This is a genomic window from Bacillus sp. AL-1R (assembly GCF_052180195.1).
GTDB lineage: Bacteria > Bacillota > Bacilli > Bacillales > Bacillaceae_G > Gottfriedia.
On the sequence record NZ_CP197469.1, the window covers coordinates 4,445,232 to 4,459,415 of the forward strand.

Annotated in this window: 6 protein-coding genes and 2 rRNA genes; all 8 read right to left on the reverse strand. The window is 39.9% G+C overall.

Annotation, left to right across the window (positions count from 1 at the left end; translation table 11 throughout):
* Positions 1 to 50: 50 nt before the first annotated feature.
* A 23S ribosomal RNA gene (locus tag ACSBO6_RS21310) occupies positions 51 to 2,988 on the reverse strand.
* Between the two features lie 153 nt (positions 2,989 to 3,141).
* A 16S ribosomal RNA gene (locus ACSBO6_RS21315) occupies positions 3,142 to 4,692 on the reverse strand.
* The 16S and 23S rRNA genes sit together here, the layout of an rRNA operon.
* A gap of 495 nt (positions 4,693 to 5,187) precedes the next feature.
* On the reverse strand, positions 5,188 to 7,698 hold the full coding sequence (gene gyrA / locus ACSBO6_RS21320) for a DNA gyrase subunit A (RefSeq protein ID WP_098844395.1): 2,511 nt from the start codon (positions 7,696 to 7,698) through the stop codon (positions 5,188 to 5,190).
* Positions 7,699 to 7,764: 66 nt separating this feature from the next.
* Positions 7,765 to 9,684, reverse strand: coding sequence for a DNA topoisomerase (ATP-hydrolyzing) subunit B (gene gyrB, locus ACSBO6_RS21325; protein WP_098844586.1), 1,920 nt, complete (start codon positions 9,682 to 9,684; stop codon positions 7,765 to 7,767).
* 97 nt (positions 9,685 to 9,781) lie between these two features.
* Complete coding sequence (gene recF / locus ACSBO6_RS21330; protein WP_498843962.1) at positions 9,782 to 10,903, reverse strand: DNA replication/repair protein RecF; 1,122 nt, start codon at positions 10,901 to 10,903, stop codon at positions 9,782 to 9,784.
* A 17-nt stretch (positions 10,904 to 10,920) separates the two neighbouring features.
* Positions 10,921 to 11,139, reverse strand: coding sequence for a S4 domain-containing protein YaaA (gene yaaA / locus ACSBO6_RS21335; protein WP_098844401.1), 219 nt, complete (start codon positions 11,137 to 11,139; stop codon positions 10,921 to 10,923).
* 221 nt (positions 11,140 to 11,360) lie between these two features.
* Positions 11,361 to 12,506 carry a DNA polymerase III subunit beta gene (gene dnaN, locus ACSBO6_RS21340; RefSeq protein ID WP_098844404.1) on the reverse strand — a complete coding sequence of 382 codons (1,146 nt, stop codon included), beginning with the start codon at positions 12,504 to 12,506 and terminating at the stop codon, positions 11,361 to 11,363.
* A 156-nt stretch (positions 12,507 to 12,662) separates the two neighbouring features.
* Complete coding sequence (gene dnaA / locus ACSBO6_RS21345) at positions 12,663 to 14,009, reverse strand: chromosomal replication initiator protein DnaA (RefSeq protein WP_098844406.1); 1,347 nt, start codon at positions 14,007 to 14,009, stop codon at positions 12,663 to 12,665.
* Positions 14,010 to 14,184: the final 175 nt, after the last annotated feature.

Sequence of the window (14,184 nt, forward strand, 5' to 3'; positions counted from 1 at the left end):
TGAGTTGTACTTCGTACCCTCAAAACTAGATAATGTCATTATCAAACTTGTTAGTTAAGTCCTCGACCGATTAGTATCAGTCAGCTCCACGTGTCACCACGCTTCCACCTCTGACCTATCAACCTGATCGTCTCTCAGGGGTCTTACTAGCTTAACGCTATGGGAAATCTCATCTTGAGGGGGGCTTCATGCTTAGATGCTTTCAGCACTTATCCCTTCCACACATAGCTACCCAGCCATGCTCTTGGCAGAACAACTGGTACACCAGCGGTGTGTCCATCCCGGTCCTCTCGTACTAAGGACAGCTCCTCTCAAATTTCCTGCGCCCACGACGGATAGGGACCGAACTGTCTCACGACGTTCTGAACCCAGCTCGCGTACCGCTTTAATGGGCGAACAGCCCAACCCTTGGGACCGACTACAGCCCCAGGATGCGATGAGCCGACATCGAGGTGCCAAACCTCCCCGTCGATGTGGACTCTTGGGGGAGATAAGCCTGTTATCCCCGGGGTAGCTTTTATCCGTTGAGCGATGGCCCTTCCATGCGGAACCACCGGATCACTAAGCCCGACTTTCGTCCCTGCTCGACTTGTAGGTCTCGCAGTCAAGCTCCCTTATGCCTTTACACTCTTCGAATGATTTCCAACCATTCTGAGGGAACCTTTGGGCGCCTCCGTTACTCTTTAGGAGGCGACCGCCCCAGTCAAACTGCCCACCTGACACTGTCTCCGAGCCGGATCACGGCTCTAGGTTAGAATTTCAATACAGCCAGGGTAGTATCCCACCGACGCCTCCACCGAAGCTAGCGCTCCGGCTTCTCAGGCTCCTACCTATCCTGTACAAGCTGTACCAAAATTCAATATCAAGCTGCAGTAAAGCTCCACGGGGTCTTTCCGTCCTGTCGCGGGTAACCTGCATCTTCACAGGTACTATAATTTCACCGAGTCTATGGTTGAGACAGTGCCCAAATCGTTACGCCTTTCGTGCGGGTCGGAACTTACCCGACAAGGAATTTCGCTACCTTAGGACCGTTATAGTTACGGCCGCCGTTTACTGGGGCTTCAATTCAGAGCTTCTCCCGTAAGGGATAACCCCTCCTCTTAACCTTCCAGCACCGGGCAGGCGTCAGCCCCTATACTTCGCCTTGCGGCTTCGCAGAGACCTGTGTTTTTGCTAAACAGTCGCTTGGGCCTTTTCACTGCGGCTCTCCCGGGCATACACCCAAAAGAGCACCCCTTCTCCCGAAGTTACGGGGTCATTTTGCCGAGTTCCTTAACCATAGTTCTCTCGCTCACCTTAGGATTCTCTCCTCGCCTACCTGTGTCGGTTTGCGGTACAGGCACCTATTTCCTCGCTAGAAGCTTTTCTTGGCAGCGTAGAATCAGGAACTTCGGTACTATATTTCCCTCGCCATCACAACTCAGCCTTACGATGTGCGGATTTGCCTACACATCAGCCTAATTGCTTGGACGCGCATATCCAGCAGCGCGCTTACCCTATCTTTCTGCGTCCCTCCATCGCTCAAACGGAAATGAGGTGGTACAGGAATATCAACCTGTTGTCCATCGCCTACGCCTGTCGGCCTCGGCTTAGGTCCTGACTAACCCTGGGAGGACGAGCCTTCCCCAGGAAACCTTAGGCATACGGTGGACGGGATTCTCACCCGTCTTTCGCTACTCATACCGGCATTCTCACTTCTAAGCGCTCCACCAGTCCTTACGATCTAGCTTCAACGCCCTTAGAACGCTCCCCTACCACTGATACCATATGGTATCAATCCGCAGCTTCGGTGATACGTTTAGCCCCGTTACATTTTCGGCGCAGAGTCACTCGACCAGTGAGCTATTACGCACTCTTTAAATGGTGGCTGCTTCTAAGCCAACATCCTGGTTGTCTAAGCAACTCCACATCCTTTTCCACTTAACGTATACTTTGGGACCTTAGCTGGCGGTCTGGGCTGTTTCCCTCTTGACCACGGATCTTATCACTCGTAGTCTGACTCCTATGGATAAGTCATTGGCATTCGGAGTTTGACTGAATTCGGTAACCCGTTGGGGGCCCCTAGTCCAATCAGTGCTCTACCTCCAAGACTCTAACACATAAGGCTAGCCCTAAAGCTATTTCGGGGAGAACCAGCTATCTCCGAGTTCGATTGGAATTTCTCCGCTACCCACACCTCATCCCCGCACTTTTCAACGTGCGTGGGTTCGGACCTCCATTCAGTGTTACCTGAACTTCATCCTGGACATGGGTAGATCACTCGGTTTCGGGTCTACGACCACGTACTAAATCGCCCTATTCAGACTCGCTTTCGCTGCGGCTCCGTCTCTTCAACTTAACCTTGCACGGGATCGTAACTCGCCGGTTCATTCTACAAAAGGCACGCCATCACTCGTTAACGAGCTCTGACTATTTGTAAGCACACGGTTTCAGGTTCTCTTTCACTCCCCTTCCGGGGTGCTTTTCACCTTTCCCTCACGGTACTGGTTCACTATCGGTCACTAGGTAGTATTTAGCCTTGGGAGATGGTCCTCCCAGATTCCGACGGAATTTCACGTGTTCCGCCGTACTCAGGATCCACTCAAGAGGGAACGAGGTTTCAACTACAGGGTTTTTACCTTCTTCGACGGACCTTTCCAGGTCACTTCATTTACCCCGTTCCTTTGTAACTCCGTATAGAGTGTCCTACAACCCCAAGAGGCAAGCCTCTTGGTTTGGGCTATCTTCCTTTTCGCTCGCCGCTACTTGGGAAATCGCTATTGCTTTCTATTCCTCCAGGTACTTAGATGTTTCAGTTCCCTGGGTCTGTCCTCAGTACCCTATGTATTCAGGTAAAGATACTACTCCATTACGAGTAGTGGGTTCCCCCATTCGGAAATCTCCGGATCAAAGCTTACTTACAGCTCCCCGAAGCATATCGGTGTTAGTCCCGTCCTTCATCGACTCCTAGTGCCAAGGCATCCACCGTGCGCCCTTTCTAACTTAACTAATTTTAAAACTAATTGAATTAAACTTACGCAGTTTAATGAATGACATTATCTAGTTTTCAAGGTACAAATGTTGAGAGTGAACTCTCAAAACTAAACAAAACAATGAAGAAACATTTCATACATGAACCATCGGTTCATGATGTCTCCATAGAAAGGAGGTGATCCAGCCGCACCTTCCGATACGGCTACCTTGTTACGACTTCACCCCAATCATCTGTCCCACCTTAGGCGGCTGGCCCCTAAAAGGTTACCCCACCGACTTCGGGTGTTACAAACTCTCGTGGTGTGACGGGCGGTGTGTACAAGGCCCGGGAACGTATTCACCGCGGCATGCTGATCCGCGATTACTAGTGATTCCGGCTTCATGTAGGCGAGTTGCAGCCTACAATCCGAACTGAGAATAGTTTTATGGGATTAGCTCCACCTCGCGGTCTTGCAACCCTTTGTACTATCCATTGTAGCACGTGTGTAGCCCAGGTCATAAGGGGCATGATGATTTGACGTCATCCCCACCTTCCTCCGGTTTGTCACCGGCAGTCACCTTAGAGTGCCCAACTGAATGCTGGCAACTAAGATCAAGGGTTGCGCTCGTTGCGGGACTTAACCCAACATCTCACGACACGAGCTGACGACAACCATGCACCACCTGTCACTCTGTCCCCGAAGGGAAAGCCCTATCTCTAGGGTTGTCAGAGGATGTCAAGACCTGGTAAGGTTCTTCGCGTTGCTTCGAATTAAACCACATGCTCCACCACTTGTGCGGGCCCCCGTCAATTCCTTTGAGTTTCAGTCTTGCGACCGTACTCCCCAGGCGGAGTGCTTAATGCGTTAACTTCAGCACTAAAGGGCGGAAACCCTCTAACACTTAGCACTCATCGTTTACGGCGTGGACTACCAGGGTATCTAATCCTGTTTGCTCCCCACGCTTTCGCGCCTCAGCGTCAGTTACAGACCAGAAAGTCGCCTTCGCCACTGGTGTTCCTCCAAATCTCTACGCATTTCACCGCTACACTTGGAATTCCACTTTCCTCTTCTGCACTCAAGTTTCCCAGTTTCCAATGACCCTCCCCGGTTGAGCCGGGGGCTTTCACATCAGACTTAAGAAACCGCCTGCGCGCGCTTTACGCCCAATAATTCCGGACAACGCTTGCCACCTACGTATTACCGCGGCTGCTGGCACGTAGTTAGCCGTGGCTTTCTGGTTAGGTACCGTCAAGGTGCCAGCTTATTCAACTAGCACTTGTTCTTCCCTAACAACAGAGCTTTACGACCCGAAGGCCTTCATCGCTCACGCGGCGTTGCTCCGTCAGACTTTCGTCCATTGCGGAAGATTCCCTACTGCTGCCTCCCGTAGGAGTCTGGGCCGTGTCTCAGTCCCAGTGTGGCCGATCACCCTCTCAGGTCGGCTACGCATCGTCGCCTTGGTGAGCCGTTACCTCACCAACTAGCTAATGCGCCGCGGGCCCATCTGTAAGTGATAGCTAAAGGCCATCTTTCAATTAAGGAACAGGAGTTTCTTAATGTCATCCGGTATTAGCTCCGGTTTCCCGAAGTTATCCCAGTCTTACAGGTAGGTTGCCCACGTGTTACTCACCCGTCCGCCGCTAACTAATGGGAGCAAGCTCCCATTAGTCCGCTCGACTTGCATGTATTAGGCACGCCGCCAGCGTTCGTCCTGAGCCAGGATCAAACTCTCCATAAAAGTTAAGTTTAAATCTTGTATTGCTCAAAAAACTAATAATTGACGTTTACTTCATGTTTTGTTTAGTTTTCAAAGTTCATTTTGTCGTCCGTATCTCTTGGCGACTTCTATATAATAACAAATCCTACACCCTTGGTCAATAGTTTTTATAATATAATTTATAAAAAAATAAAACATTACGCTTCATTAGTATTCCTTTAAGCCTAAAGCCTATCATACACTTTCCGAAAGTAGGAAAAATAAAAGAAAATATACTAACCAAATAGAAACAATGAGACTGCAAAAGGTATATCGGTAAATACACTTCCTATACTATATGTGAAAGTATTAGGCAATTTGGTTACTCCTAATTTACTCGGAATTAAGCTTCATAAACCCACGCTAACTTTTAGAAGTATATAAATTTCTCCTCTCATTGATTCTTATTACGAAACTGGTTTATGACCAAAAAAAAGAGAGAACCTATTAGTTCTCTCTTTACCGGTCACTTCTTAATTATTCTTCTGTTGTTTCAACATCATCTTCGTTTTCAAGATTTGTTAATTCAACCTCGTTTTCAACTTCTTCATCAATTTCCTCTTCTTCTTTCGCAGCAATTGCTACAGTTGCAACATGACCTTCTTGATCAAGTTTTATTAATTTAACTCCCTGAGTAACTCGACCTAAACGGGAAATTTGTTCAATTGGCATTCGGATCATTACACCAGACTCGGTAATTAACATTAAATCCTGTTCATCGCTTACACACTTTAATGAAATCATTTTACCATTTTTCTCTGTAACATTAAGTGTTTTTAACCCTTTACCACCGCGACTTTGAATTCGATATTCTTCTTGCGCAGTTCGTTTACCATAACCTAATTCCGTAACAACAAGAATATCTAAGTGTTCTTCAACAACTTCCATTCCAACTACATAATCATCATCGGAAAGTGTAATTGCTTTAACACCAGTTGCCGTTCTTCCCATTGATCTAACATCTTCTTCATTAAAACGAATCATCATACCTTTTGAAGTACCGACAACAATATCTTTTGTTCCGTCAGTTAAACGTACCGATATTACATCGTCATCTTCTTTTAAGTTAATCGCGATTAATCCGTTAGTGCGAATATTTGCAAAGGCAGATAGAGGTACACGTTTTGCTATTCCTTGCTTTGTTGTAAAGAATAGGTACCAATTCTCTAAGAATTCACTTACTGGAATAATAGCGTTAATATTTTCATCTCGGTCAATTTCTAGTAAGTTTACGATTGGTAATCCTTTAGCTGTACGACTAAACTCTGGAATCTCGTAACCTTTTGAACGGTATACTTTTCCCTTATTCGTAAAGAATAAAATTGTATCATGTGTTGAAGGTGTTAGTAAGTGTTCTAAGAAATCATCATCATTCGTACCCATTCCTTGAATACCACGTCCACCTCTACGTTGAGATCGATATGTGGATACCGGAAGACGTTTGATATAACCATTATGAGTTAAACTTACAATGATATTCTCTACTGGTATTAAGTCTTCATCTTCAATGATTTCAACTCCACCAGGAACAATTGCTGTTCTTCTTTCATCATTATACTGCTCTTTAAGCTGCGTTAATTCTTCACGAATAATTTCAAGAACTCTTTCCTCATCTGCAAGAATTGCTCTTAATTCTGCAATTAGCTTGATTAGCTCTTGATATTCTTCTTCGATTTTTTCGCGCTCTAATCCAGTTAAACGTTGTAATCTCATATCTAAAATTGCTTGAGCTTGCTTTTCGGATAAGTTAAATCTTTCCATTAACCCATTTTTAGCGATTTCTCCTGTTTGAGAAGCTCTAATTAGGCTAATTACTTCATCTAAATGGTCTAAAGCAATCTTCAAACCTTCTAAAATATGTGCACGTGCTTCTGCTTTTTCTAATTCAAACTGTGTTCTACGTTTAATAACAACGATTTGATGGTCTAAATAGTGTTTTAAACAGCTCTTTAGAGACAAGACTTTTGGTTCACCGTTTACAAGTGCCAATAAATTAATACCAAAACTAGTTTGAAGAGCAGTTTGTTTATACAAATTATTTAAAAGTACATTTGCGTTTGCGTCTCTTCTAACTTCAATGACAATACGCATACCAGTTCGGTCAGATTCATCGCGCAAATCAGTAATACCTTCTATTTTCTTATCACGAACTAGTTCAGCAATTCGTTCAACAAGTTTAGCTTTATTTACTTGATATGGTAATTCCGAAACGATAATTGTTTGTCTACCGTTTGGTTTTTCTTCAATTTCAACTTTTGCCCTAATAATGATAGAGCCTTTGCCAGTTTCATAGGCCTTGCGGATACCACTTTTCCCCAGAATCATACCTGATGTAGGAAAATCTGGACCTTGAATATATTCCATCAATTCTTGTGTAGTGATTTCTGGGTCTTTACTTAATGCGAGAACACCATCAATTACTTCCCCTAATTGGTGCGGAGGAATATTTGTGGCCATACCAACCGCTATACCCGTTGCTCCGTTTACTAACAAGTTTGGGAATCGTGCAGGAAGAACGATTGGCTCTCTTTCAGAACCATCGTAGTTATCTTGATAGTCAATCGTATTTTTATTAATATCACGAATCAATTCCATCGAAATTTTAGACATTCTAGCCTCTGTATAACGCATCGCCGCTGCAGCGTCTCCATCAACCGATCCAAAATTCCCATGGCCATCTACTAGCATATATCTGAAGTTAAAGTCCTGAGCCATACGTACCATTGTTTCATATACAGCAGAGTCACCATGCGGGTGATACTTACCAATTACTTCACCAACGATACGCGCTGATTTTTTATAAGCTTTTTCAGCAGTCATACCTAAATCATTCATTGCATATAAAATTCTTCTATGAACAGGCTTAAGGCCGTCTCGTACATCTGGTAATGCTCGAGAAACAATTACACTCATTGCATAATCTAGGAAGGAATTACGCATTTCATGACTAATATTTATTTCTTTAATTTGTTGATTTTCACTCAACATCGGCACCTCCCTTTAGTTTCCATATCTACCTGAGAAAAGGAGCATATAGCTCCTTACAAATACTTGTTAAATATCTAAATTCTTAACATACTTAGCGTTATCTTGAATAAAGTTACGTCTTGGCTCTACTTTTTCACCCATTAATGTTTCAAACGTTTCATCTGCTTCAATCGCGTCTTGAAGATTAACTTGTAGTAACGTTCTAGTTTCTGGATTCATTGTCGTTTCCCATAACTGTTCAGGGTTCATTTCACCTAGACCTTTATATCGTTGAATAACAGGTTTTGGTACTGCATTTAAAGTCGACATGATTTCTTCCATTTGTCGATCGTTATAAGCATATTGTATTTTTTTCCCTTGTTGGATCTTATATAAAGGTGGTTGAGCAATATAAATATAACCACTTTCAATGATTTGACGCATATAACGATATAAGAACGTTAACAATAAAGTACGGATGTGGGCGCCATCTACATCGGCATCCGTCATCAGTATAATTTTATGATATCGTGCTTTTTCGATATCGAAATCATCACCGATTCCAGTACCAAAAGCAGTAATCATTGAACGAACCTCGTTATTAGATAAAATTTTATCAAGTCGAGCCTTTTCTACGTTAATAATTTTTCCACGCAAAGGAAGAATTGCTTGGAAGTGACGGTCTCGTCCTTGTTTAGCACTTCCGCCCGCTGAATCACCCTCAACGATATAAATTTCGCTAATAGAAGAATCTTTTGAAGAGCAATCAGCTAATTTCCCAGGTAAACTTGATACTTCTAAAGCACTTTTTCTTCTTGTCAATTCACGTGCCTTTTTAGCAGCAACGCGGGCCCTAGCTGCCATTAAACCTTTTTCAACTATTTTTTTAGCCTCTGTTGGATTCTCTAATAAAAACTTTTCAAGGTTTTCACCAAAAATTTGCTCTGTAATCGTGCGAACTTCACTATTACCTAACTTAGTTTTTGTTTGTCCCTCAAACTGTGGATCTGGGTGTTTAACTGAAACGATCGCTGTTAATCCTTCACGTACATCCTCACCAGATAAGTTGCTATCCTGTTCCTTAATCAAACCATTTTTACGACCATAATCATTAATAACACGAGTTAAAGCTGTTTTAAAACCAACCTCGTGCGTACCACCTTCGTGTGTATTAATGTTATTCGTAAATGAGTATATATTACTTGTGTAGCTTTCGTTATATTGAAGTGCAATTTCTACACTAATTCCGTCTTTTTCACCAACTACAAAAATTGGTTCGTCGTGAATTACTTCTTTTGAACGATTTAAATGTTCAACGTAAGATTTAATTCCACCTTCGTAATGGAATTCTTTCTTTTGTTTGTTTTCTCTACGGTCTTCGATTGTTAAGCGAATTCCTCTATTAAGAAACGCTAATTCTCTTAAACGATTTGCTAGGATATCAAATTCATAAACTGTCGTTTCAGTGAAAATTTCTGCATCAGGCTTAAAATGAGTAATTGTACCCGTAACATCAGTTTCACCAACGATACTCATATCTGCAACAGGTATACCTTTTGAGAATTGTTGGTAATAAATATTACCTTCACGATGTACGTGAACTTCTAACAAAGTAGACAACGCATTTACTACTGAAGCACCTACCCCGTGTAATCCACCAGATACTTTGTATCCGCCACCGCCAAATTTTCCACCTGCATGAAGCACTGTCATAATTACTTCTAGTGCAGGTCTACCCATTTTTTCATGGATACCTACAGGAATACCCCGGCCATTGTCTTTAACTGTAATACTATTATCTTCTTCAATTGTTACATTAATCTCATCACAGTATCCAGCCAATGCCTCGTCTATACTATTATCAACGATTTCCCATACTAAATGATGTAATCCTTTTCCGCTCGTAGAACCGATATACATACCCGGTCTTTTACGCACGGCTTCTAAACCTTCGAGAACCTGTATCTGATTTTCATCATAATTATGTTCTTGCATCTTTTGATCCATTGTCATGAACACTCACCTACTTTTTTTATTTTACATAAAAGAATTAGTAAATTTCAGCTATGCTTATTAGGCGGCGTAGTAGAAATTTCATAAATTATTATCGAGAAGTACTTATAATTGTTCCATGTGAAACATTAATAATATTAGCTTGTTTTATCGTTTCGTGCTGAATTCCGTCGACACTTGTTGTTGTGACAAAAGTTTGTACTTTATTTTGAATTGCATTTAATAAATGCGTTTGACGATAGTCATCTAGTTCCGAAAGAACATCATCTAGTAAAAGTATAGGATATTCTCCAACTTCTTCTTTAATCAGTTCAATTTCTGCTAGTTTTAATGAAAGGGCTGTTGTCCGCTGCTGTCCTTGTGATCCAAAAGTTTGGACGTTTTTATCATTTACCATAAAGACTAAATCATCTCTATGCGGACCGAGCAATGTAGTACCTCTTGATACTTCACGCTCTTTTTCAGCTTCGAATTGTTTTATGTACTCATCTTCCATTTTCGTCAAATCTGTTAAATCTGATACATTAATGCTTGGTTTATATATAATTTCTAGTTTTTCGGTCTCTCTAGAAATTTGACTATGAATAGGCGATGCCCAATCTTGTAGTAATTTGATGAACGAAATTCGTTTTTCTATTATTTTTACGGCATGTTTTACAAGCTGAGATGTTAGGACTTCAAGCATTAAATAGTTCCGCTCTCGGCTAGATTGTAATGTTTTTAGTAGTGAATTTCGCTGTTGGAGGATTCTTTGGTACTGACTTAATTCATGTAGGTAAACAGGCGAAACTTGTCCTAGTTCCATATCTAGGAATTTACGGCGCACTTGCGGACTACCTTTTACCAAATGTAAATCTTCCGGTGCAAACATAACGACATTCATCACGCCTATATATTGACTTAACTTCATCTGTTCAAGATGATTTAGCTTTGCTTTCTTACCTTTCTTTGAGAGGATTAGCTGTAGTGTTACTTGTTGATTTTTTTTCTGTAACGTACCCTTTATTGTACCATATTCTTCATCCCAACGTATCGTTTCTTTATCGTTGCTTGTTCGATGGGACTTTGTTAAAGCTAGCACATAAATGGATTCCATTAAATTTGTTTTTCCTTGAGCATTCTCACCAATAATGACATTAACATTATTTTGGAAGTTTAATTCAAGTTTTTCGTAATTACGGTATTGTTTTAGCTGTAAATCTTTAATATACAATGGGATTCCCCCAAAACTTAAGAAGTTATAATATATGAACCTTTTCCAGTTATCGTTATTGTATCATTTAAAACTAATTTTTTTCCTCTTCTATTCTCAGGTTCATTGTTAACAAAGATTTCATGCTCCGATAGAAACCATTTAGCCATTCCACCTGTGTCAATTACACCCGCAAGTTTTAAAAATTGACCTAATGTAATATATTCTGTATTTATTTTAACTTTTTCTGTTTTCATTTTTAATCACCCTCATTTTTCCATTCCTTAATTGTACTAAACTTCTGTTAGAAAAAAAACACTTAACCCTTATTTTGTCTTTTAAGTACAAAAAAGACTGACCTAAATATACTGTACACTCTCCAACAAACAAACTTGTAGAATAAATTCTTTATTATTCTTCTCATTGGAGATTGCTAGTACATTCTATTAGGTCAGCCCCTTTCGATAGAAATTACTAACTAGTATGTGCGAACTGGTAAAATTAATTGCAATGTTCTTGAATCATTTACGGTACGAATTAAAAATGGTCTCATAGCCCCTGTGAATTGAATATAAATTTCTGGGCTTTCGATTGCTTTTAATGCATCCATAACATATTTCGCACTAAAAGAGATTTTTAACTCTTCCCCTTTAATATCTTCACAAACGATTTCGTCTACTACTTTTCCAATCTCAGGAGAATAAGAAGAAACATTGACCACTGAGTTACCTACTGTTTCTAAGTGAACAACATTATTTCTACCTTCTCTTGCTAATAAAGAAGCACGATCAATTGCTTGTAAGAATTCTTTCGTCATGACAGTAAGTTCAGTTTTACTTTCACTTGGAATTAATTTTGATGTATCTGGATAATTACCTTCTAATAATCGTGTAAAGAACAATAGATGTTTTGTTTTAAATAATGCTTGGTGCTCTGTTAAGACGATTTCTACTTTTTCATCATTATCATCTAGAATTTTACTTAACTCATTTAGACTTTTCCCAGGAATAACTACACTAGCTTTAAATTCACTAGTTGCAGAACTTCCGTCAATTTTAGCTTGCCTTAAAGCTAATCGGTGGCTATCTGTAGCAATACAAGTTAGATCACCATTTTCAATCTTCCAGTTTACACCGGTTAAAATTGGTCTAGTTTCTGAAGTTGATACTGCAAACACTGTTTGACGAATCATGAATTTTAACAAATCAGCAGAGATTGAAATTGTTTCATGTTCTTCAATTTGAGGAAGTAGTGGATATTCCTCAGAGTCAAAACCATTTAGGTTAAATTCTGTTTTTCCCGCTCTTATTGTTGTTACATAATTATGGTCAGATTCTAATTCGACGAAATCTGAAGGTAATTTTTTTACAATATCACTAAAATATCGAGCATTTAATACAATGCTTCCAGTTCGTTTTACATCAACTAGTTGTTGATCATCCAATACTGTTGGTAAGTAGGATTCTATAGATATATCTGAATCACTACCTGTGAAAGTTAGTCCTTCATTTGTAACGACTAGTTTAATCCCAGTTAGGATTGGAATAGTTGTTCTTGATGAAACAGCTCTCATAACCTCTTGTACAGCTTTAACAAGATGATCTTTTTGTACAGTAAATTTCATTGTTTGTACTCCTTATATAATTAATAAAATAATATAGTAATAGTAGTAGGGCCTGTGGATTTGTGGATAACTACATTTTATTAAAGAAAAATAAGTCTATCAACATGTGGATAGACTGTGTAAAAAAGATAGAAAGTTATGCACAGGTAAATAACTCTACTGATTTAGTTTTTCATTGATTTCTTTAACTTGAGATTGCAGCTGTGAGTCAGTTTCAATTAATTTTGAAATTTTTTCATGCGCATGAATAACAGTTGTATGATCTCGGCCTCCAAACTCTTCTCCTATTTTAGGTAAAGAATGGTCTGTAAGCTCTCTTGAAAGATACATTGCAATTTGTCTTGGGAAGGCTACGGATTTTGTACGTTTCTTTGCTTTAAAATCCTCTAATTTAATGTTAAAAAATTCTCCAACTGTTCGTTGAATATCATGTATTGATACTGTTTTAGGCTTGGTTGCTGTAATTAAGTTCTTTAATGCTTCAGCGGCCACACTAGCATTTATATCCTTGTTAATTAACGATGAATAAGCGACTACACGAATAAGTGCTCCTTCTAATTCACGGATATTTGTATCAATTTGATTTGCAATATATAACATTACCTCATTTGGAATATCTAACCCCTCAGCCTTTGCCTTTTTACGTAAAATGGCAATCCTAGTTTCTAAATCTGGTGGTGTGATATCCGTAATAAGGCCCCATTCAAATCGCGAGCGAAGTCGATCTTCTAATGTAGGAATTTCTTTAGGTGGTCGGTCACTTGAGATGACAATTTGTTTACTTTCTTCATGAAGCGTATTAAAAGTATGGAAAAATTCTTCTTGGGTTTGTTCTTTTCCAGCTAAGAACTGAATATCATCTATAAGTAGTACGTCTACATTACGGTACTTATTTCTAAATTCAATTGCCTTATTATCACGAATAGAGTTAATAAATTCATTTGTAAACTTTTCTGATGATAAATACACAACTTTTGCATTCGGATTATGTTCGAGTACATAATGTCCAATTGCGTGCATTAAGTGTGTTTTTCCTAATCCTACTCCCCCGTAAATAAATAACGGGTTATAGGCCTTTGCTGGCGCTTCAGCAACCGCTAATGATGCTGCGTGTGCAAAGCGATTACCTGAACCAATTACAAATGTATCAAAAGTATATTTAGGGTTTAACATACTTTGTCCGAACTCTACTGGTTCCTCAAATTTAACTTTTGCCTTAACTGCCGGTATATTCATCTCTATTTCTTCTACATGATTTTGAGGAAGGATAAATTTGATCTCTAATTCCGCTCCAGTTATTTCTAATACTGTATCCATTATCAAAGATGAGTACTTTGACTCAAGCCAATCACGGGCAAATTCATTTGGGGCAATAATAGTTAAAGTATCATTCTTTAAAGAAAACGCCTTTGTTGATTTTAGCCATGTTTCAAAGCTTGGTTTACTTATTTTTTTTTCTATTTCTGCTAGAACCCTGGACCACAGATCCCCTATATTCTCCAAACAGTAATCCCTCCTTACAAAGCTTGTTTAACTTTTGTACAAGCATATAATCTACATATTTATTTTTATTCATATCATTGAATAGTCTTTATTTTATAAAACTGCAAAAATCCACTTTATTTGACAGTATTCACCCATGTGGATAACTTAAAAATAGTACAAGTGTAAAACCTGT